The organism is Streptomyces sp. NPDC005866 (assembly GCF_040629895.1).
Lineage (GTDB): Bacteria > Actinomycetota > Actinomycetes > Streptomycetales > Streptomycetaceae > Streptomyces.
This window is the reverse complement of sequence record NZ_JBEXWP010000026.1, coordinates 12,336-32,234: the sequence shown is the minus strand read 5'-3', so window position 1 is coordinate 32,234 and position 19,899 is coordinate 12,336. Positions and strand designations below refer to the sequence as shown.

Annotated in this window: 17 protein-coding genes, 1 tRNA gene and 2 pseudogenes; 14 read left to right on the top strand and 6 right to left on the bottom strand. The window is 69.8% G+C overall.

The genetic code is table 11. The features are described from left to right. Window positions 1-70: 70 nt before the first annotated feature. Window positions 71-1,327, top strand: coding sequence for an ATP-binding protein (locus ABZ396_RS31390; RefSeq protein WP_358918690.1), 1,257 nt, complete (start codon window positions 71-73; stop codon window positions 1,325-1,327). Next, window positions 1,324-2,004: a response regulator transcription factor gene (locus tag ABZ396_RS31385; RefSeq protein WP_010358452.1), complete on the top strand. Its 681-nt coding sequence runs from the start codon at window positions 1,324-1,326 to the stop codon at window positions 2,002-2,004. Before ABZ396_RS31390 ends, ABZ396_RS31385 begins: the two co-directional genes overlap by 4 nt. 110 nt (window positions 2,005-2,114) lie before the next feature. Here ABZ396_RS31385 and ABZ396_RS31380 read toward each other — a convergent pair whose 3' ends face one another. Next, window positions 2,115-2,807 carry a DUF461 domain-containing protein gene (locus ABZ396_RS31380; RefSeq protein WP_358918691.1) on the bottom strand — a complete coding sequence of 231 codons (693 nt, stop codon included), beginning with the start codon at window positions 2,805-2,807 and terminating at the stop codon, window positions 2,115-2,117. A 613-nt stretch (window positions 2,808-3,420) separates the two neighbouring features. On the opposite strand from ABZ396_RS31380, the gene ABZ396_RS31375 reads away from it, so the two are divergent. From ABZ396_RS31375 to ABZ396_RS31350, 6 genes are all read left to right on the top strand, one after another. Next, window positions 3,421-3,903 carry a CarD family transcriptional regulator gene (locus ABZ396_RS31375; protein WP_003953493.1) on the top strand — a complete coding sequence of 161 codons (483 nt, stop codon included), beginning with the start codon at window positions 3,421-3,423 and terminating at the stop codon, window positions 3,901-3,903. Window positions 3,904-4,166: 263 nt separating this feature from the next. Then, a complete protein-coding gene (gene ispD / locus ABZ396_RS31370; RefSeq protein WP_358918692.1) occupies window positions 4,167-4,919 on the top strand; it encodes a 2-C-methyl-D-erythritol 4-phosphate cytidylyltransferase in 753 nt (250 codons plus the stop codon). Further along, on the top strand, window positions 4,909-5,400 hold the full coding sequence (gene ispF / locus ABZ396_RS31365) for a 2-C-methyl-D-erythritol 2,4-cyclodiphosphate synthase (RefSeq protein ID WP_358918693.1): 492 nt from the start codon (window positions 4,909-4,911) through the stop codon (window positions 5,398-5,400). Before ispD ends, ispF begins: the two co-directional genes overlap by 11 nt. Before the next feature lie 150 nt (window positions 5,401-5,550). Beyond that, entirely contained in the window at window positions 5,551-6,963 is a 1,413-nt protein-coding gene (gene cysS, locus ABZ396_RS31360) for a cysteine--tRNA ligase (RefSeq protein ID WP_358918694.1), read from the top strand. 97 nt (window positions 6,964-7,060) lie between these two features. After that, window positions 7,061-8,002: a 23S rRNA (guanosine(2251)-2'-O)-methyltransferase RlmB gene (rlmB, locus tag ABZ396_RS31355; protein WP_358918695.1), complete on the top strand. Its 942-nt coding sequence runs from the start codon at window positions 7,061-7,063 to the stop codon at window positions 8,000-8,002. Between the two features lie 150 nt (window positions 8,003-8,152). Continuing rightward, on the top strand, window positions 8,153-9,799 hold the full coding sequence (locus tag ABZ396_RS31350) for a DoxX family membrane protein (protein ID WP_358918696.1): 1,647 nt from the start codon (window positions 8,153-8,155) through the stop codon (window positions 9,797-9,799). A 65-nt stretch (window positions 9,800-9,864) separates the two neighbouring features. Here the strand turns inward: ABZ396_RS31350 and ABZ396_RS31345 are convergent, their stop codons facing one another. The 3 genes from ABZ396_RS31345 to ugpC all read right to left on the bottom strand — a co-directional run bounded on the left by ABZ396_RS31345 (window position 9,865) and on the right by ugpC (window position 12,505). Further along, the gene (locus ABZ396_RS31345) at window positions 9,865-10,596 is read right to left on the bottom strand and encodes a nucleotidyltransferase family protein (protein ID WP_358918697.1); all 732 of its coding nucleotides are present in this window, start codon (window positions 10,594-10,596) and stop codon (window positions 9,865-9,867) included. Window positions 10,597-10,682: 86 nt separating this feature from the next. Beyond that, window positions 10,683-11,144 carry a hypothetical protein gene (locus ABZ396_RS31340; protein ID WP_358918699.1) on the bottom strand — a complete coding sequence of 154 codons (462 nt, stop codon included), beginning with the start codon at window positions 11,142-11,144 and terminating at the stop codon, window positions 10,683-10,685. Window positions 11,145-11,368: 224 nt separating this feature from the next. Continuing rightward, the gene (gene ugpC / locus ABZ396_RS31335) at window positions 11,369-12,505 is read right to left on the bottom strand and encodes a sn-glycerol-3-phosphate ABC transporter ATP-binding protein UgpC (protein ID WP_358918701.1); all 1,137 of its coding nucleotides are present in this window, start codon (window positions 12,503-12,505) and stop codon (window positions 11,369-11,371) included. A 219-nt stretch (window positions 12,506-12,724) separates the two neighbouring features. On the opposite strand from ugpC, the gene ABZ396_RS31330 reads away from it, so the two are divergent. Further along, window positions 12,725-12,798 (top strand) — tRNA-Thr (locus ABZ396_RS31330). A gap of 899 nt (window positions 12,799-13,697) precedes the next feature. Continuing rightward, window positions 13,698-14,447 (top strand): DNA ligase, encoded by a 750-nt coding sequence (locus ABZ396_RS31325; protein WP_358918703.1) that lies wholly within the window; start codon window positions 13,698-13,700, stop codon window positions 14,445-14,447. A 44-nt stretch (window positions 14,448-14,491) separates the two neighbouring features. Here ABZ396_RS31325 and ABZ396_RS31320 read toward each other — a convergent pair whose 3' ends face one another. Next, entirely contained in the window at window positions 14,492-14,974 is a 483-nt protein-coding gene (locus tag ABZ396_RS31320) for a hypothetical protein (RefSeq protein ID WP_358918705.1), read from the bottom strand. Window positions 14,975-15,159: 185 nt separating this feature from the next. On the opposite strand from ABZ396_RS31320, the gene ABZ396_RS31315 reads away from it, so the two are divergent. The 3 genes and pseudogenes from ABZ396_RS31315 to ABZ396_RS31305 all read left to right on the top strand — a co-directional run. Beyond that, window positions 15,160-17,199, top strand: a complete 2,040-nt coding sequence (locus ABZ396_RS31315; RefSeq protein ID WP_358918706.1) for a CHAT domain-containing protein — start codon at window positions 15,160-15,162, stop codon at window positions 17,197-17,199. 1 nt (window position 17,200) lies between these two features. Then, the gene (locus ABZ396_RS31310; protein ID WP_358918708.1) at window positions 17,201-17,692 is read left to right on the top strand and encodes a hypothetical protein; all 492 of its coding nucleotides are present in this window, start codon (window positions 17,201-17,203) and stop codon (window positions 17,690-17,692) included. A gap of 1,186 nt (window positions 17,693-18,878) precedes the next feature. Then, window positions 18,879-19,115 (top strand): annotated as a pseudogene (locus ABZ396_RS31305) (PQQ-binding-like beta-propeller repeat protein); the annotation flags it as partial. 164 nt (window positions 19,116-19,279) lie between these two features. Here ABZ396_RS31305 and ABZ396_RS31300 read toward each other — a convergent pair. Then, a complete protein-coding gene (locus tag ABZ396_RS31300) occupies window positions 19,280-19,708 on the bottom strand; it encodes a hypothetical protein (RefSeq protein ID WP_358918710.1) in 429 nt (142 codons plus the stop codon). Here ABZ396_RS31300 and ABZ396_RS31295 point away from each other — a divergent pair. Beyond that, window positions 19,695-19,899 (top strand): annotated as a pseudogene (locus ABZ396_RS31295) (hypothetical protein); the annotation flags it as partial. The gene ABZ396_RS31300 and the pseudogene ABZ396_RS31295 overlap by 14 nt on opposite strands.

Below are 19,899 nucleotides of genomic sequence, written 5' to 3'. Positions count from 1 at the left end.
GGGCGACGAGTGTTCGAGCTGACACCTCGCGGACTGTGGGGATGTCGTACCCCCTGCTTAACCTGTTTGCATGGACGTGAACGCGGCGGTCGCCGCAGCGGCAGCGATCGCCGGGGTGCTTACCGGTGTCATCGCCATGCTGGCGTTCCGCTGGAGCGAACGCGACCAGAAGCGACCGACCAGGACTTCCCTGCACACCGACCCCATGCTGCCCCCGGGCGTGGACACCGTGCTGAGCGTGCTGCGCTCCTCCGCGGTGGTCCTCGACGAGGGCGACATCGTCGTCAAGGCGAGCTCGGCGGCGTACGCCCTCGGGCTGGTGCGCGGTGGAAAACTCGCCGTGGAACCGATGCTCCAGATGGCCCGGGACACCCGGCGCGACGGCGAGATACGCCAGGTCGAGCTGGACCTGCCCCGGCGCGGCACCGGACGCGGAGAGGCGCTCGCCGTCTCCGCCCGGGTGGCGCCCCTCGGCTCCCGGCTCGTACTGCTCCTCGTCGAGGACCTCACCGAGGCACGTAGAATCGAGGCGGTACGACGCGACTTCGTGGCGAATGTCAGCCACGAGCTCAAGACCCCGGTCGGCGCACTCTCCCTCCTTTCCGAGGCCGTCATGGACGCCTCGGAGGATCCGGAGGCAGTGGAGCGCTTCGCCGGTCGTATGCAGATCGAGGCCACGCGCCTGACCAACCTGGTCCAGGAGCTCATCGATCTGTCGAGAGTGCAGAACGACGATCCGCTGGAGGACGCCGAGCCCGTCCGCGTGGACGAGCTCGTCGCCGAGGCGATCGACCGGTGCCGCCACCAGGCCGGCACCAAGCAGATCACCATGGCCGCGGGTGGCACCGCCGACCTGCACGTCTGGGGCAACCGCGGCCAGCTGGCCGCCGCCCTCGGCAACCTCGTCGAGAACGCCGTGAACTACTCACCCGCCCGCACCCGGGTCGGGATAGCCGCCCGCCGGATCGGTGCGCCGGGCGGCGACATGATCGAACTTGCCGTGACCGACCAGGGCATCGGCATCACCGACAAGGACAAGGAGCGCATCTTCGAGCGCTTCTACCGCGTCGACCCGGCCCGCTCGCGGGCCACCGGCGGTACCGGTCTCGGTCTCGCCATCGTCAAACACGTGGTCGCCTCGCACGGCGGGGAGGTCACGGTGTGGAGCGCCGAAGGTCAGGGCTCCACGTTCACCCTCAGGTTGCCGGAGGCGGGCGCGGCTCGCGACCGCGCCTCGCAGCACCCCGACCCCGACCTCGAAGACGAGGCCGGCACCACCGAGTCATCCCCGTACGAACCGCTTCCCGCCCCGGAGGTCCTTCCGTGACCCGAGTGCTCGTCGTCGAGGACGAGGAGTCCTTCTCCGACGCCCTGTCGTACATGCTCCGCAAGGAGGGCTTCGAGGTCGCCGTGGCGGCCACGGGCCCCGACGGACTCGACGAGTTCGAGCGCAACGGCGCCGACCTCGTCCTCCTCGACCTGATGCTGCCCGGCCTGCCGGGCACCGAGGTCTGCCGCCAGCTGCGCGGCCGGTCCAATGTCCCCGTCATCATGGTGACGGCCAAGGACAGCGAGATCGACAAGGTTGTCGGGCTCGAAATAGGAGCCGACGACTACGTAACCAAGCCCTTCTCCTCCCGCGAGCTGGTCGCCCGTATCCGGGCCGTCCTGCGCCGTCGCGGCGAGCCGGAGGAGGTCACCCCGGCCGCCCTCGAGGCCGGCCCGGTCCGCATGGACGTCGACCGCCACGTGGTGACGGTCTCCGGCTCCAAGGTCGACCTCCCCCTCAAGGAGTTCGACCTCCTGGAGATGCTCCTGCGCAACGCGGGCCGCGTCCTCACCCGTATGCAGCTCATCGACCGGGTCTGGGGCGCCGACTACGTCGGTGACACCAAGACCCTCGACGTCCACGTCAAGCGCCTGCGCGCCAAGATCGAGCCGGACCCGGGTGCCCCGCGCTACCTGGTGACGGTCCGCGGCCTCGGCTACAAGTTCGAGCCGTAAACCGCTGACCTGGTCTTACGACCGTACGGCTGAGCCGCGGTCACGGCCGTACGGCGAAGGGCGGCACCCCCAGCAGGGGTACCGCCCTTCAGGCGTTCTCGTACGACCGCTCAGCCCGCGTTCGCCGACGCCGACGCCGAGTCGCTCGGGGTCGGCGAAGCGCTCCCGGACGACTTGCCCTTGCCCGGCTTGGCGCTGCCGCTCGCCGTGGAGCCCGCGGCCGGGGAGCCGGAGGCGGACGTGGACGAGGAGGCGGACGCCGAGGTCGACGCCGAGGCCGAAGCAGACGGCACCGAACTCGGGCCCCAGCCCGTGAAGTAGCCCTCGGCGGGGACGACGAACGCGCGCAGGCTCACATCACCCGTCCTGCTGAAGGTGAACGTGATCTTCTGCGCGTTGCCGTCCATGATCGCCTCACGGCTGTTGGGCAGCACGGCGGAGGCGTTGCCCTTGCCGCCGAGGATCAGCCGGCCGCCGCCCGGGATGGTCAGCGGCTCGGACTTGGTGGGGTGCAGCTCGGCGGACTTGTTGGTGCCGGCGACGACGATCGACTGGAGCGTCTCCGGCTGGGTGCCGGTGTTGAAGATGGTCGCGGAGATCACGGCCGGGCCGGTCGACGTGGGGTCGGGCTGGGTGATCACGACCGCGTTCTGGATCTTGATGTCACCAACACGCATCCCAGCGTTGTCCGGCCTGACCTCCAGCGTCTGGGAGTTGTTGCCGGCACCGCACGCGGCGAGCGAGGCGACGGAGAAGGCGATGGCGGAGGCGGCGAGGGCGCCGCGTCGAAGGCTGCTGCTCACGGCGGCGGCAACTCCTTGAACGCACGGGCGGCCCCCTGTAAAGCCGCCCTAAGTGTCTGTCAGCGGGCTTAGGTTACCGAGCCGTTCCCGCGTGACCGCACCCGACCCTCCCCAAGCCCCTGGCTTCCTTCAAGTAGGCGGTACCCCCAGGCCCCCCCATGGCTCCACAAGTGACTCTGCGGTCACATTGCGGGGCGCTCGTCAGGCATTCACATAAGTGGCCCGCAACACCGCGCGCAAAATTTCCGTGAAGGAATGCGCGACCGCCGGGGAAATGGATCACGTACCGTTCGGTCGGACGCCTGTGATCAATTCCGGAAACGTCTCCGATCCGGCTCCGGCAGCCGAACGGAGTAGCGGAAGTCGTACGCTTGGAAGCGGACAAATCGGGACGTTCGGCCACTTGGGCGGGTGTCCGAAGGTGCGTAACGTGCGCGTTTCACCTTGCGGGAAGAGCCGCTCCGACCTGCGAATACCTGCTTCCGGACGGCCTGCGAAGCACGTTCCTGTTGCTGTTGTCAAGCCCCGAGATATGCCCTGACCTGCGAAAACGCCATTCAGAACCGCCGGTTTCCGTGTTACCCTGGATAGCCACGGAAGGGGTACCTGTCACATGACGTTCAAGGTTGGCGACACCGTGGTCTATCCCCATCACGGGGCCGCGCTGATCGAGGCTATCGAAACTCGCCAGATCAAAGGCGTGGACAAGACCTACTTGGTGCTGAAGGTCGCCCAGGGTGACCTGACGGTACGTGTGCCAGCGGACAATGCGGAGTTCGTCGGCGTGCGTGATGTGGTCGGTCAGGACGGGCTGGACCGGGTCTTCGAGGTGCTGCGCGCGCCGTACGCCGAGGAGCCCACGAACTGGTCCCGTCGTTACAAGGCAAACCTGGAAAAGCTCGCCTCCGGCGATGTCATCAAGGTCGCGGAAGTCGTGCGTGACCTGTGGCGTCGTGAGCGCGAGCGCGGACTCTCCGCCGGTGAGAAGCGCATGCTCGCCAAGGCCCGCCAGATCCTGGTGAGCGAACTCGCCCTCGCGGAGAACACAAACGAGGACAAGGCCGAGGCCCTGCTCGACGAGGTCCTCGCGTCCTGACGCGGTCCAGCTCGGCACGCTGAAACTCCGCACACTGAAATGCCGCGGTGCCCGATGACACACCTGTCGCCGGGCGCTGCGGCATGTCCGTACCCGGAATTCGCGTACTCGGAACCCGCCCTGCGGAAACCCCCGATACTAGGCGTGCCGGGCCCGGGCTGCTGGCTCGACCAGTGTCACGGAAGGGTCCGGTCAAGGCGTCGCGCCCGGCACTTCCCAGGCCATACCCACGCCAGGCCCGCACACAAACCTGACAGGAACCGATGTCTGACGATTCGCGTCCTTCGCGTACGGAACTGCGTACCGCCGCCGTGATTCCCGCCGCCGGCCGGGGCGTACGGCTCGGTCCGGGCGCCCCGAAGGCACTTCGCGCGCTGAACGGCACGCCCATGCTGATTCACGCCGTGCGTGCGCTGGCCGCCTCCCGCGCGGTCTCCCTGGTCGTCGTCGTGGCCCCGCCCGACGGCGCGCCCGAGGTCAAGTCCCTGCTCGACGCGCACGCGCTGCCCGAGCGCACCGACTTCCTCGTCGTCCCCGGTGGCGAGTCCCGCCAGGAGTCGGTCAAGCTCGGCCTGGACGCGCTGCCCCCCGACTACGACATCGTCCTCGTCCACGACGCGGCCCGTCCCCTGGTCCCCGTGGACACGGTCGACGCCGTGATCGAGGCGGTCCGCGACGGCGCCCCCGCGGTCGTCCCCGCCCTCCCTCTCGCGGACACGGTCAAGGAGGTCGAGCCGGCGACGGTCCAGGGCGAACCCGAGACGGTCGTCGCCACCCCGCGGCGCGCCCGCCTGCGCGCGGTCCAGACACCCCAGGGTTTCGACCGTACGACGCTGGTCCGCGCCCACGAGACGGTCACCGACAACGTCACCGACGACGCCAGCATGGTCGAACAGCTCGGCGAACGGGTCGTGGTCGTCCCCGGCCACGAGGAGGCCTTCAAGGTCACCCGCCCTCTCGACCTGGTCCTCGCGGAGGCGGTCCTGGCCCGCAGGAGGCTCAACGATGGCTTCTGAGGTGATCCTCCCGCGCGTGGGCATCGGCACCGACATCCACGCCTTCGAGGAGGGCCGCGAACTGTGGTGCGCCGGCCTGAAGTGGGAGGGCGAGGGCCCGGGACTGGCCGGTCACTCGGACGCGGACGTCGTCGCGCACGCGGCGTGCAACGCGCTGTTCTCGGCGGCCGGGCTGGGGGACCTCGGGCAGCACTTCGGCACGGGGCGCCCGGAATGGTCCGGCGCGTCGGGCGTGACCCTGCTGACGGAGGCGGCCCGGATCGTCCGCGACGCCGGATTCGTGATCGGGAACATCGCCGTACAGGTCGTAGGCCCGCGCCCGAAGATCGGCAAGCGGCGGGACGAGGCGGAGAAGCTCCTGTCGGAGGCGGCGGGGGCACCGGTTTCGGTGTCGGGGGCCACGACGGACGGGCTGGGCTTCCCGGGCAGGGGAGAGGGGCTGATGGCGGTGGCGACGGCGTTGGTCGTCAAGGAAACGTGATCTGACCGGCCTGTTGGGCGGGCCGCGGGGCTGTTCTCGGATGTGCGGCCACCGCCGCGTGGGCGGGACAAGCCGCCGCATACCAGCACCCGGCAACGGCGCTCCACAACCGGTGCCACCCACTACCGTCGGCCCACTACCCTAGGTCTCGTGACTATTCGCCTGTACGACACCAACGCCCGGCAGATCCGTGACTTCGCCCCGCTCGCCCCGGGCTGTGTCTCGATCTACCTCTGTGGTGCCACCGTGCAGGCGGCACCGCACATCGGCCATATCCGCTCCGGCCTCAACTTCGACATCATGCGCCGCTGGTTCGAATACCGCGGCTACTCCGTGACGTTCATCCGGAACGTCACGGATATCGACGACAAGATCATCACCAAGTCCGCCGCCCAGGGCCGCCCCTGGTGGGCGATCGGCTACGAGAACGAGCGCGCGTTCGACGACGGCTACACCGCGCTCGGCTGCCTCCCGCCGACGTACGAGCCCCGCGCGACCGGGCACGTACCGGAGATGATCGAGATGATGCGCGGGCTGATCGAGCGCGGGCACGCGTACGAGGCCGACGGCAACGTCTACTTCGACGTGCGCTCCTACCCGGACTACCTCCAGCTCTCCAACCAGGAGCTGGACAACCTCCGTCAGCCCGAGGGCGAGGGCGAGACCGGCAAGCGGGACCAGCGGGACTTCGCGCTGTGGAAGTCCGCGAAGCCGGGCGAGCCGAACTGGGAGACGCCGTGGGGCCGCGGCCGGCCCGGCTGGCACCTGGAGTGCTCGGCGATGGCCCACAAGTACCTCGGCGAGGCCTTCGACATCCACGGCGGCGGTCTCGACCTGATCTTCCCGCACCACGAGAACGAGATCGCCCAGGCCAAGGCCTACGGCGACGACTTCGCCCAGTACTGGGTGCACAACGCGTGGGTCACCATGAGCGGCGAGAAGATGTCGAAGTCCCTCGGGAACTCGGTCCTCGTCTCCGAGATGGTCAAGGCGTGGCGCCCGATCGTGCTGCGCTACTACCTCGGTACCCCGCACTACCGCTCGATGATCGAGTACAGCGAGGAGTCGCTGCGCGAGGCCGAGGCGGCGTTCGCGCGGATCGAGGGGTTCGTGCAACGCGTGGTGGAGCTGGCCGGGGGAGCCGTGGAACCCTCGCCCGAGGTCCCCCTGGCCTTCGCCGAAGCGATGGACGACGACCTGGGCGTCCCACAAGCGCTGGCCGTCGTGCACACCACCGTCCGGCAGGGCAACAGCGCGCTGGCCGCCGACGACAAGGAAGCCGCGGTGGCCCGCCTCGCCGAGGTCCGCGCCATGCTCGGCGTCCTGGGCCTGGACCCGCTCGACCCACAATGGGCCGGCGGGACCGAGAAGGGCGAGACTGTGCTCAGCAAAAACGTGCACGGCGTCGTCGACGGTCTCGTACGGATCGTCCTCGACCAGCGTGAGTCGGCCCGTGCCCGCAAGGACTGGGCCACCGCCGACGCCATCCGTGACCAGCTGAACCAGTCCGGCCTGGCCATCGAGGACAGCCCGCAGGGCCCGCGCTGGACGCTCAAGTCCTGACCACCGGTCATCGAAGACCGAGTGTGCCGCCCGCCCCCCGGGCGGCACACTGCATAAGACGTACGTACGAAACGAAGCTGACGGAGACGAGTAACCCATGGCAGCCAACAACCGCCGCATGTCCGGCAAGAAGGGCGCGCAGATCGGCAGTGGCGGCCAGCGGCGCCGGGGCCTGGAGGGCAAGGGGCCGACCCCGCCCGCCGAGATGCGCAAGGGACACAAGAAGAACCGCATCGCCAACGTCAAGGCGAAGCAGACGGTGCGCCGTCCCGCGCCGCGCGGCCGGGGCGGCAAGGGCACCTCCGAGATGGTCGTGGGCCGTAACTCGGTCGTCGAGGCGCTGCGCGAGGGCGTTCCGGCGTCCACTCTCTACGTCCAGCAGTTCATCGACAACGACGAGCGCGTCCGCGAGGCCCTCCAGCTCGCCGCCGAGCGCGGTGGCATCAACCTCATGGAAGCGCCGCGCCCCGAGCTGGACCGTATGACGAACGGCCTCAACCACCAGGGCCTGGTCCTCCAGGTCCCGCCGTACGAGTACGCGCACCCCGAGGACCTGGCGGAGGCCGCCTACGACGAGGGCGAGGACCCGCTGATCGTCGCCCTTGACGGGGTCACCGACCCGCGCAACCTCGGCGCGGTCGTCCGCTCCGTCTCCGCCTTCGGCGGTCATGGCGTGGTCGTACCCGAGCGGCGCGCGGCCGGTATGACGGCGGGCGCCTGGAAGACGTCGGCCGGTGCGGCGGCCCGCACGCCGGTGGCTCGCGCCACCAACCTCACCCGGGCCCTGGAGTCGTACAGGAAGGCGGGCATCGTGGTCGTCGGCCTGGCCGCCGACGGCGAGCACGAGATCGGCGACCTGGAGGCGCTCTCCGGCCCCGTCGTCATCGTCGTGGGCAGCGAGGGCAAGGGCCTGTCCCGGCTGGTCGGCGAGACCTGCGACTTCCGGGTGCGTATTCCGATGCCGGGTGGCGCCGAGTCGCTCAACGCCGGTGTGGCCGCCGGGATCGTGCTCTACGAGGCGGCCCGGCAGCGGGGCTGACGGCGGTACGAGGCGGCGCGCCGCAGGGGCTGAACAGACGTCCGCGACCTCACCCGTGCGGCGTAATTCCGGTGTCCTGGACATCCTTGACGGGGTCCGGACACTTCCGGGCGGTCAAAGCAGTGTCCTATCTCCACGTCACTCGGTTAGATGAGTGTGGACACCAGAACACCCCGCACACCTACGGGGGACCGCTCGCCGGGATTCCGCTCCGGATTCACTTCCGGGCCCGACGACGCTCCCGCGCTGAGCATGGTGAAGGTGCCGAGCGATCCGGCGCAGGTCATCGTCAACCACGCGAGTTTCCGCGTGCAGCTGGGCGTATCGACACGGCGTACCCAATCCCCCCGGGCCGCAGGGCACTTCAGCGCCGCCGAGGACACCGCGCGCATCCCGGTCCTCGGCACGGCGGGCAGAGCGGGGGCGGCCACCGGCCGTCGCCGCCCGGTCGTCTGGAGCGGCAAGTCCGCGCCCGACGACACCGGAGCCCACCGGCTGCTCCAGGCCGTCCGGGGCGGCAGCGTCCGGTACGCCGAGGAACCCGTGGAACCGGCCGGCACCACCCAGGTCATCCCGCGCGTCGACGACGGCTACGGCGACTTCGAACAGACGGTGCAGACCCCGACGGTCGGCCATCCGCGCTCCCCGGCCTCGGGCGAGACCCGGCTGCTGCCGCCCATGCGGACGGCGGGCAGCGCCTACGACGAACCGGCCTACGCCGACGACGAGTTCGAGGACTTCGAGGAGCCGCCGTCGGCCAGGCGGCACGGCGAGGACCCGGCCCGGCACGCCTACTACCCCGGCCGCCGGCTGAACCTGGGCGTGGTCCTGCTTCCGCTGCGGATCTTCCTCGGCTTCATCTCCATCTACGCCGGCATGGGCAAGCTGTGCGACCCCGTCTACTTCGACGGCGGCAAGCGCGGCTCCATGGTCACCTGGCTCAACACGCTGCACCCCTGGGACGTCGCCGAGCCGCTGCGCCAGTTCGCCCTCCAGCACCCGGTCGGCTCCGGCCTGGTCATCGCCTTCTTCCAGGTGATCGTCGGCGTCCTGACCGCCCTCGGCTGCTGGCAGCGGGTGGCCGCGGTCGTCGGCGCCCTGCTCTCCGCCGCGCTGATCGTCACCGTCAGCTGGAAGACCGTCCCCGCGTACGACGCCCCCGACATCATCTACCTCGCCGCCTGGTCCCCGCTGATCATCGCCGGCGCCCCCGTCTACTCCGTCGACGGCCGCCTCGCGGGCAGCGCCTGGCGACGCCTCGGCCCGCACTCCGACATCTGGGAGCTGCGCAGCTACGTACTGCGTCGCGGCGCCCTGATCACGGCGGTCACCATCGGCCTCACCCTCCTCGTCGGCTCCCTCCTGGGCGGCGCGGTCCGCGACTCCAGCCGTGTGGTCGTCCCCGGCCCCGGCGAGGCCCCCCGCAACAACCTCCCCGGCTCCCCGCTGCCGGGCGAGCGGCCGGCCAAGAGCCATACGAAGACCCCGTCGGCTCCCGCGTCCCCGTCCGGGGGCGCCACGGCCGGCGCGAGCCCCTCCGGGGCGGCGACGACCCCGGGGGCCAGCCGCACGACGAGCGGCGCCACCACCACGACCCCCAGCGAGACCCAGGGCACCACGGGCCAGGCCCCGCCGAAGCGCACCGCTCCCGCGCCGACGACAGCGGGCCCCACCTCCGGCGGCACCACCACCGGCGGCTCGTCACCGTCGGGCGGTACGGGCACCGGCACCGGAGGCACCGGCGACGGCTCGACGTCCTCGGGCCAGCCGGGCCTGGTGGGCGGCTTGCTGGGCTAGTTGTACGGCCACGCAGACGGTCGAGGCCCCGCACCTTGCAGGTGCGGGGCCACGGCCAGTCCAGCTCAGCGACCCTGCGCCGCCAGCTCTTTCGCCGCCTCCGTCAGGTCCTTCGCCGTGTCGATCGCCCGCCAGTACGCCCCCTGCGGAATCGTGAACCCGGCCAGCCGCCGGCTCCGGGCAAGGTGCGGGAACGTCGTCCGCTCATGGTCTCCCCGCTCGGGAAGCATCTCGGCGAACTCGGGCGCGAAGACGTAAACACCCGCGTTGATCTCGAACGTCGAAGGCGGCGCCTCGATGAAGTCCGTGATGTGCCCGAAGCCGTCCGTCTTCACCGCGCCCCAGGGGATCCGCGGCCGGGCGAGGGCGAGCGTGGCCACCGCGTCCCGCTCCGTGTGGAAGTCGGCCATGTCACGCAGCGAGAACCGCGTCCAGATGTCGCCGTTCGTGGCGTACCAGGGCCGGTCGGGGTGGGGCAGATGCCCGGCCGCGTACTTGAGGCCGCCGCCCCGGCCCAGCGGCTCGCTCTCGACGACCGTCGTGACGGAGACCGGCAGGTCGGCCGAGTCGAGCCACTTCTGCAGGACCTCGGCGAGGTGGCCGCAGGAGACCACCACGTCCGTGACGCCCTCCTCGGCGAGCCAGGTCAGCTGGTGGCCGATGATCGGCGTGCCCGTACCGGGGATCTCGACCATCGGCTTGGGCCGGTCGTCGGTGTACGGACGAAGCCGTGAGCCCTGGCCACCGGCCAGGACCACGGCTTGAGTGGGGCGCAACGCGGCGTTCGGATGGGTCATGCCCGAACTCTACGACGCGCCCCGGGGTCGGCATCCCGCCGTAAGAGGGGCCCTTAAGGAGCCGTTACCTGCTTCCCAACCGGCGCTCAGCTGTGCGCGGCCAGCACGCCGGACGCGAAGGACGTGTCGCAGACCGGTCGGGCGTACGACTGGGCGCGCGAGGCGCCGTAGATACGCACCGCGGCCCGGCCCAGCGCGCGGGCGATGGACGAGCAGTGCCGGGCCAGCGACGGGTGGCCGTTGACCGCCTGCTGGAGGTGGGTGAGGACCTGGCCCGGGTTCTTGTCCTGGAGCTCGGTCATCAGCTGGTCGCGCAGCACGTCCTGGGGGGCCCGGGAAACGGCCTTGGCGGAGACGTCGGCGTCGGTGACCTCGGTCGCGGTGAGCACCGAGTTCCGTGGGCTTCCCGTCCAGTTGACGCGGGTGACGGCGAGGGTCCCGGAGAGCACCAGGACGACGGGCAGGACGAGGGCGAGAGTGCGGCCGATCCGGCGGGCAGGGCCGCCCCGGTGGCCGCGTCGCGTCTGAGGGGTGGTGGAGTGCTTCACGCGTGTGAGGGTAGCGTGCGGTAATGATTTGGCGACATTTAGTCACCTGTTCGGGGGATGGAGAAGCGCCCTGTTCCGGGTACGAGGTTGACGCACGCTGCTCGAAAATCACCCGTCTGCCAGGGTAAATCGGGGCAACCGAAAGGGCCCCGCAGCAGGCTGCGGGGCCCTCATCGTCAACCTGGGCAAGTTCACCCTGGTCAGAGGTTTCTCTGTTTGATCGGTCAGTCGGAGAGACGCTCACCCGTGGAGGTCGAGAACACGTGGGTCTCGCCCGCCCGCGGCACGACGTGCAGCGTGGCGCCCTTCTCCGGGACGGCGCGGCCGCTGACCCGGACGACCAGGTCCTTGAGGTCGTCGTCGACCTTGGCGCTGCCGTAGACGTAGCCGTCGGCGCCGAGCTCCTCGACGACGTTGACGGAGACCGCGAGACCCGCCGGGGCGTCCTCGCTGTCCTTGGACAGGGAGGCGGCGGCGGCGCCGTTGTGCTCGACGATGTCGAAGTGCTCGGGACGGACGCCGACGGTCACCGTGCGGTCGCCCTTGTCGGAGGCGGCCTGGAGCGCCTCACGGTTCACCGGGACCACGCTGTTGCCGAACTTCACACCGCCGTCGGTGATCGGGACCTCGACCAGGTTCATGGCGGGGGAGCCGATGAAGCCGGCGACGAAGAGGTTGGCCGGGCGGTCGTACATGTTGCGCGGCGAGTCGACCTGCTGGAGCAGACCGTCCTTGAGGACGGCCACCCGGTCGCCCATCGTCATGGCCTCGACCTGGTCGTGGGTGACGTAGACGGTGGTGATGCCCAGGCGGCGCTGGAGCGAGGCGATCTGCGTACGGGTCGAGACACGGAGCTTGGCGTCCAGGTTGGACAGCGGCTCGTCCATGAGGAAGACCTGCGGCTCACGCACGATGGCGCGGCCCATCGCGACACGCTGGCGCTGACCACCGGAGAGGGCCTTCGGCTTGCGGTCCAGGTACTCGGTGAGGTCGAGGATCTTCGCGGCCTCCTCGACCTTCTGCCGGATCTCCGCCTTGTTGACGCCGGCGATCTTGAGCGCGAAGCCCATGTTGTCGGCGACGGTCATGTGCGGGTAGAGGGCGTAGTTCTGGAACACCATGGCGATGTCCCGGTCCTTGGGCGGCAGGTGCGTGACGTCGCGCTCACCGATGCGGATGGCGCCGGCGTTGACGTCCTCCAGGCCCGCGAGCATCCGCAGCGAGGTGGACTTGCCGCAACCCGACGGGCCGACCAGGACGAGGAACTCGCCGTCCTCGATCTCGATGTCGAGGCCGTCGACGGCGGGCTTGGTGGAACCCGGGTAGATCCGGGTCGCCTTGTCGAACGTGACAGTGGCCATGGTGATGGGCCCCCTTCTACCGGCAGGAACGTGCCGGACGATCCGTTGTAGGAAGGTGGTTGGTGTAGTCCACGAGGGTGAACTGGCTCTGGACGGTACCTGGCGTTCACCCCGTATGTCAGTACCCGGGGGCCTGTGAACTTCGCGGAAATTTTCGACGGGGACCGCCTGGGGGCTGGGTACACTGCACTGGCACGTGAGCGGCACGCCCACGTGCAGGCCTCCTTAGCTCAGCTGGCCAGAGCAACGCACTTGTAATGCGTAGGTCGTCGGTTCGAATCCGACAGGGGGCTCTACGACTAAGGGTCCGGTCAGTACTTCTGACCTGGCCTTTTCTCATTTCCTTGATCGACATGTGGCCTAGCCCACTGCCCTCTGGGACGTGTATGAGGGTCAGATGGGGCCAAGATGGGGCCCGCGCGGGCCCTAGGCCGATTCGTTTGGATCAATCGGTCGTTGGTCCGGGTGTGACGTGCAGTGGACGCGGATCGAGAACGCCCACTTCCTGTGGTCGCCGGATGGTCATCCAGAGGGCCTGCCGTTCCTCGCGCGCTGGCATCATCGGCGGGGAAACGGCCTCACGGACGTGCTTCCGTTTTCGACGCTGAGGGCCCGACACCGGTAGCGGGCCCTCAGCGTCCGTCGCTACGCAGCGCGCGACGGTGTCACCAGCTACGCCCTGCCAACTCGTGGTAGCCAGAGACGGTCAGAGCTGTTGGTGGCGCGAAAGAGCTTGATCGCGCTGTAGGTGCCGCCGACCGTCAGTGAGGCGGCAGCGAGCTTGGGATTGCCTGCCGGCCGCAGGCTCCACCAGCCAGTCTGCCCTGCCGCGGGGTTGAGATCGGTCTGTTCGGGGACGATCTTCCATTCCTGGAGCCGGTCACCGGAGCAGCGCTTCAGTACGACGGAGGCGTTGATCGCTGCGGCAGTCTGGGGCCGGAGGCACAAGGTGGTGTTCGCGCGGCGCAGCGGGTGAGCGGGATGTATGTCGTGGGCGCGCGCACCGTAGGTGAGCGCGGCCGCTTACATCTCAGCGAGCACCGCGGGCAGAGCTGACGCACGCTCGTTCTGTGGACTGGCCCGTCTCCGTCGCTCTCGCGCAGGCCGTGCCGACGCTGCCTGTGGGCAAGGATCTGCACTACGAGCCAAGTTCGATGGTCACCGGCTTGTGATGTGGCGCACCGAGGAGTCCGTGCGCCTGCAGACCCGGTCCGGGCGGGATGTCACGCCTCAGTGGATGGATCTCGCGCTCGCGGGCATGCAGCTTCCGGCCGGGGTGATTCTCGACGGGGAGGGCGTCGTGTACGTCAACGCGCATGTGGACTTCGGCGCGGCACAGTCCCGGGCGTACTCGACGCCGGCGCGGGTCCGGCTCCTCGCCGAACGACAACCTGCGGCCTACGCCGTGTTCGACGTCCTGCAGCACCCGGCGCACGGGGACGTCCGCGGGTGGTCTTACGTACGCCGCAGGGCCCTGCTGGAGCATTTGCTGGAGGAGTACGGCATGGGCCCACCGATCCAGGCCGTGCCGACGACGACCGACCCTGAGCTGGCCCGGGTCTGGTACGAGGCGCTACGCGTCCAGGGCATCGAGGGCCTGATGGTGAAGGGCGGAGCGACCGCATACCGCGGCGGCTCCCGCCAGTGGGTGAAGGTCCGTCACTCCGAGACCGTGGACGCCACGGCGGTCGGCTACACAGGGCCGGCCGCGCGCCCCCGGCACCTGGCCGTACGTCTGCCCGATGGGCACACGGCCCTGTCGCAGACGTTGAAGGCGCCCCTGGCCGCGCAAATGTCGCAGCTCCTCGCCGTGGCAGCCCCGGCCCGGCAGGCACGAACCAGTGGCGGCGACGCGTACAACGCGGTCGAGGTCGGCGCCCTGGTGGAAGTGCTTGCGGGCACCACCCGCCACGCTGTCGTCGTTATTATCCGGCTCCGGTGACGACAGCACTGTGCCCCGGCGGGGACTGCCCGAGCGCGTCCGGGTCACCGCTCCTGGTTGGCCTTACCGGCACGGGCCTCGTCCATGGCCTTGGCGAACTCGTTGTCGCGGCGCCGCCGCTGGTAGATGGCGGAGGCAGTGACACCCACGGCGGCCGCGGCCGCGAGGACGGTCGTACCGGGCGTGCTGAGCGCCTTCAGGAAGCGCGCCACCCGCTCGGGGGTGAGGCCCATCTGCCGGGTGTACCCGTAGGGCGCTGCCGCGGAGCTGACCGCGTCGCAGGCCGTCGCGAACGTCGTGTCGCTCCTCCACCCGCTGGTGTTGGAGACGCCGAGGATCAGCTCCGCCCGGCTGGGGGCGACGCCAAGGGCCAGGAGCCGCAGGAAGTCGGCGCGTGCGGTCCGGCTCGCTTCCTCGGGACCGTCGGGGTCACGGCCGGCGAGCGCGATCGTCAGGCGCGTGTCGGTGCGCGCGCTGGCCCACACCGCGGTTAGGTCGAGGCCGAGGGCGGTGACCGCGGTGTCCAACGCCTGTCGACCACCATCTGGCCAGTTGCCTTTTCGACGGCACCAAGAGCACATGGGCCGGCTTCGGCCAGGTCTTCGTCATCCTCGGCGACCTCGAGCGGCGTGACGGGAACGCCGCCGGTGCGTCGGAGTGCTACCGGTATGCCCTCTACCTGGCCCCGGGCCCTGGTCACCCGGCGCAACCCGTGCGGCTGCCCGAACGAGCCGAGCGCATCCTGGGCGGGCCGCGGCTGGCCTCCCTGGTGGGGCCGGCCGACCCTGTCCTCTCCCCACTCATCGCCAGCCTGCGTGCCAGACTCGACGATGCCCAGTCACCCGACCCGCTCCTGCCGGACCTGCGCGTCATGGCCCGGGAACGGCTCTTCCATGTGACCGCGGACCTTGACGAACGCCGACTGCTGGCCGAAGAGCTGGCGGGCGGCATACACCAGGCTCTTCAACGGGACCTGGCCACCACCCTGCGGGATCTCAGTGTTCCCGTCGCTCAGATCCTCGACACAACCCAGGGGCCGGCCGCCGCCGTGGCGCTACTCTCCAAGGTCCTTGACCACCACGACACCTACAGCCGTCTCGCCGAGCCGCAACTGCCGGTCGCTGTCGCCCGGCTCCTGACCGGGCTCACCGGAGGACCTCAGCGGGCGTTCGACGTACTGTGGCACCACCGAGCACTTCGGCTGCGCAACCGGGCACTGGGTCCCGCCCATCAGGACGCCGACGAAGCCTCCGGACAAGCCCAACCAGTCTACGAGGAGTTGTTGTCCCTCCTCACCCTCCACGGTCCGAGCCTGCACCTGCCCGACGACCGCCCCGCCACCGTACTCGCCTTCGACCTGCACGAAGAGGCCAAGGCCCGAGGCATCGTCGAAGACTTCTCCCGACGATCGCTGGGCCCGCCCTCCGGCGTCCCTCTGGACCAATATGTCGCCGAGGGCATACTGCTCACCCAGCAACGCCGCCTCTTTGTGGGAGACCGCTCCGACCGGGCGGCGCGCTGGCGCGAGTGCGCGGCGCAACTGAACGAATTGCACAGCCGGTTCGAAGGAGCGGCACCCGGCTATGTGCGGCTGCGCCGCGCCGAAGGCGCGCGGCTTCACGACGCGCTCCGGCTGATCAAGGAGTCCGCCCCCGCGGAAGGCATGGTGCTCGCCTCCTACTTCGTCGGCGAATCACAGACCTTCTGCTTCGCCCTGGCCTCCGGAAGCCGTGAGCCGAAGCTGTACCGGATCCCGTGGGGGCGGGCGGAACTGCACGCCGCGGCTGAGAGGATCCGCCGCGCTGTCAACGGGGACAGGTCTGCGTTCCCTCCGGTTCCCCCGATCAAGCCCCGCCGACCGGTCCCCCTCCCCCTGGAGGACCTGGCCGATGTGCTGCTGCCCTTCCAAGCGCTGCTGGAGGGGCGGCAGTTGCTCTGTGTGGCTCCGCACGGTCCGCTGTCCGTGCTGCCGCTGGGCGCCCTGCGGCTGCGCGACGGCCGGTACTGCGCGGAGCATGCCGCGGTGGTCTACGTCCCGAGCATCTCCGCCCTCGAATACCTCCGTGCCGCGGGTCCGACGGGCTCCGCCTCGGCGCTGGTGGGCTCCACCTCGGCGCTGTGCGTGCGCGTCGCGAGCGCCGAGGATCTGCAGCACGGCAGGGACGAGTTCGAAAGGCATGCGCTGCCCGAAGCCCCCGGATGGGCCGTGACATCGTTGACGGGACCGCAGGCCACGCCCCAACGGGTATTCGACGGCCTCGGCCGTATCGGTCTCGCCTACGTCGCTTGCCACGGGTATCGAGACCTCAACGATCCGGAGAACTCTGCGCTGTTGCTCTCCGACGGGGCGGAGCGCCCCAGCCTGAGTCTCGACGGATCCTCTCAGCACGCCTTCCGTAAGCTCCTGCGTGCCCGCGATCTCCCGCAGGGCGGCATCACGCCGGCCCGGGTCGTGCTGCGGGCCTGCTCGGCGGGATGGCACGAGCCGGAGCACCCGGGTGAGGACTTCACCGGCCTGCCGCGAGCCTTCCTGCGCGAGGGCACCCATACGGTCATCGCCCCGATCTGGCAGGTCGACCAGGACAGTTCGGCCGAGCTGCTCGACTCGTTCACGGCCGGGGTGATGCGCGGGCTGCCCGTCTGGCGCGCTCTGTGGAACGCTCAGCGTCGGATGCTGGCCGACGAGACCCGCAGGTACCTCGCCCACCCCTACCACTGGGCAGCGTTCGTGCCGCTCGGAGACTGGAGTTGAAGTGCCCGACGTCGACCTCGACCAGCTCGCCGAACTCCCCGACCGGCTAGCGTTGTTGGCCCTGGAGGAGATCGCCTACACCCTGAGCGGCCGCTACCCCACGTGCCTCACCCGCCCGTCCGAGGCACGGGCCGTGATCAGCGCGCTCTTCGAGGCCGCGGACGCGGCGCCGCCGACGGCGGTCGCCATGGACACCGCCGCCGCGCGGCGCGTACTGGCCGCGTTGGCCCAGGAGGAAGCGAGCGCCACACTGGTCGGCGACGTCCTGGCGGACCCGCCCGGGGACGACCAGATGGGCGGCGATGACCTGACCACCGACATGGTCGTGCTCGCGGGCGTCATCGCCTTCCTCCGGCTGCACGTCGACTTCCGCTTCAAGCGCGCCAACGGCCGTTCCTCCGTCGACTTCCGCATCGGTCAGAAGCCGATCTCCGAAGGCATGCTGGCTTCCCTGGCCCGCGCCGTCCTCAGCCTCCTGCAACGCGATTCATAGCTCCGTCCTGGATCCGGCCCGGTCGTCATGACCGTGGACACTCTCAACCTCGTATTGGCCGTCATGACGCTCGTCCTGACCTTCCGGGCGGGGCGTCGCTTCTTTCGGGCGCGAGATCTTCGCACGCTCGAATGACGGTAACGCCGACGGCGAGCGCGGACAGCGCCGGCAGGAGACAGCTTGCCGCGGGAATGGCACGGCTGCGCCGGGCTTCGGAGGCAGCGGAGCAGACGACCGATCTGGGCCCGGTCCCTGCTGTAGTTCGGTCGTGAGCATCCAAGGGGGTGGGCGGTCTCAGTTTCCGTCTCATTCAGCCCGGTTCACTGACGTTCAACCGGGACCAGGAGCCGCTCCCTAGCTGGTGGTGAGCCGTCCATGAACGCAGGTGAATGGTCCCGCACGACGCCCACCACCCACCACCACAGTTGGAAAGCGTGTTGGTGGGGAGCCAGAAGGGCTGGCGAAGCGCCATCAAAGGAACTCCAGGCAGCAAGACGCTTGGGGCAGAAAGGGGGACTGTCCCGAGCGAGTAGGAGTGACGGCTTCGATGCGCCAACGCTGAGGCGACGGGGGGGATGCACCAGCGTCGGTGGTCCGGGGGACGACAAGCGTCACCCCTCGAAGTGGTGGCTGAACAGCTTCTCGGTCAACGCCCAGAGAGCACGAGCCCCCAACGCGACCACGAGCCGACCAGCAACCTCTCGAATCTTCCCCTTGACCGCCGGGGGAGGGTTCGATTTTTCCATCACTCCACCTCATCTCTGGGGCTGCGTCTCGTCACCGTTCGGGACGAGGCGCCCCCCTCTCAGAGATGAGGCCCCGCCAGGCTAGCGCCCACTCTCGGTTGATCACCATCCGAGGCGCTCAGCGGCGTTCAGGGACGCTGCGGTACAGCAGCGAAGCACAGCAACCCCAGCAATCGCCCCACCCGTCAATGTCGCTGGGAACCCGGTTGCGCGGTGGCCGGCCTTGCGAGGGCCGCGGCCAGATAGAGACGGCATTTTCTGGCACTAGCCCTCTGCCAGGCTGGGAATATGGCTCACCGCCCGTACCCGAAGCGCGAACGCGCCCTCCGGCAACTGCAGCGCTACAAGTTCGAGCTTTCTCCGGCTCCTCTGTTCATCGTCTCCGAGGCCCAGAGGGAAGCCGACCGGCGACCGCCACTCGCTGAGAGTTCGACGGCGACGGCCAGATCAGCACGGCGCCGATCGTCGTCAACGGCTACGTCTACGTCGGCTCCCGAACCGGTCAGCTGTGGGCGCTCAACGGCGCGACCAGTCAGTCCCTCTGGTCCACCGATGTCGGCACGCCGATCAACGGACCCGACGAGCACACCCCGTCCCAGCTGCCGACCGGACTCGGCGCGGGCGGCGGGCTCGTGGTGGTTCCGGCCACCAACCTGCTGGTGGCGTACGGGCAGTGAGTGACGGGGTGACCGCCGCGGCCCGCGGCGGCCACCCCGCCTGTTCGGCAAGCCCGTTCGGCAGGCACCGCGAAGGGCCCCACCGTATCGGTGGGGCCCTTCGCGGTGCGCTGCTGGGTGCGCGGCGTGCGCGGGCGGGGTGCCTGCGGCTTCCCTGCGGCCTTCTACGACTGGAACTTCTCCTGGACCAGCACGGCGGTGGAGGAGGAGGCGGGGTCCAGGATGACGCGGACCGGCACGTTGCCCTTCTTCGCGGCGGCCACCAACTGGTTCTCGGTGCACGGGAAGGTGGCGTAGCCGTCCTTGTCGGGCATGCCGGCGTCGCCGTCGTTGGAGCAGATGAGGGACTCGCCGTAGATGAGCGTCTCGTCGGTGGCGTCGAAGGACTCGGGTGTGGCGTAGTGGGCCTCGACCTGCAGTTGGCCACCGCTGTAGAGCAGCGTCCCGGTCATCGTGACCGGCGGGCAGTAGCCGGTGACCGAGCCGATGGAGTTGATCTCAGCGTTGCTCCTGCTGTCCTTCGCGTAGCTGAGCTGGTTGGTGCACCGCATATTGGGCTTGTTGGGAGTGCCCTTGGGGATGTTCGAGTCCACGCCTTGGCCACTGGAGGGCGCGGACGTGGCGGCGGCGTTCGACCCCGGGGTGGCACCGGAGCCGGAAGAGGAGCCGGAGCCGGCGGGCGCGGACGTGGCGGCGTTCGACCCCGGGGTGGCACCGGAGCCGGAAGAGGAGCCGGAGCTGGCGGGCGCGGACGTGGCGGCGTTCGACCCCGGGGTGGCACCGG

What these genes read in the sequence shown, in the direction of transcription:
- ispD (WP_358918692.1), top strand. Translation starts at nt 4,167, where the DNA reads ATGTCTGACGATTCGCGTCCTTCGCGTACGGAACTGCGTACCGCCGCC.
- ABZ396_RS31350 (WP_358918696.1), top strand. Translation starts at nt 8,153, where the DNA reads ATGAGTGTGGACACCAGAACACCCCGCACACCTACGGGGGACCGCTCG.
- ABZ396_RS31390 (WP_358918690.1), top strand. Translation starts at nt 71, where the DNA reads ATGGACGTGAACGCGGCGGTCGCCGCAGCGGCAGCGATCGCCGGGGTG.
- ispF (WP_358918693.1), top strand. Translation starts at nt 4,909, where the DNA reads ATGGCTTCTGAGGTGATCCTCCCGCGCGTGGGCATCGGCACCGACATC.
- ABZ396_RS31345 (WP_358918697.1), bottom strand. Translation starts at nt 10,596, where the DNA reads ATGACCCATCCGAACGCCGCGTTGCGCCCCACTCAAGCCGTGGTCCTG.
- ABZ396_RS31375 (WP_003953493.1), top strand. Translation starts at nt 3,421, where the DNA reads ATGACGTTCAAGGTTGGCGACACCGTGGTCTATCCCCATCACGGGGCC.
- ugpC (WP_358918701.1), bottom strand. Translation starts at nt 12,505, where the DNA reads ATGGCCACTGTCACGTTCGACAAGGCGACCCGGATCTACCCGGGTTCC.
- rlmB (WP_358918695.1), top strand. Translation starts at nt 7,061, where the DNA reads ATGGCAGCCAACAACCGCCGCATGTCCGGCAAGAAGGGCGCGCAGATC.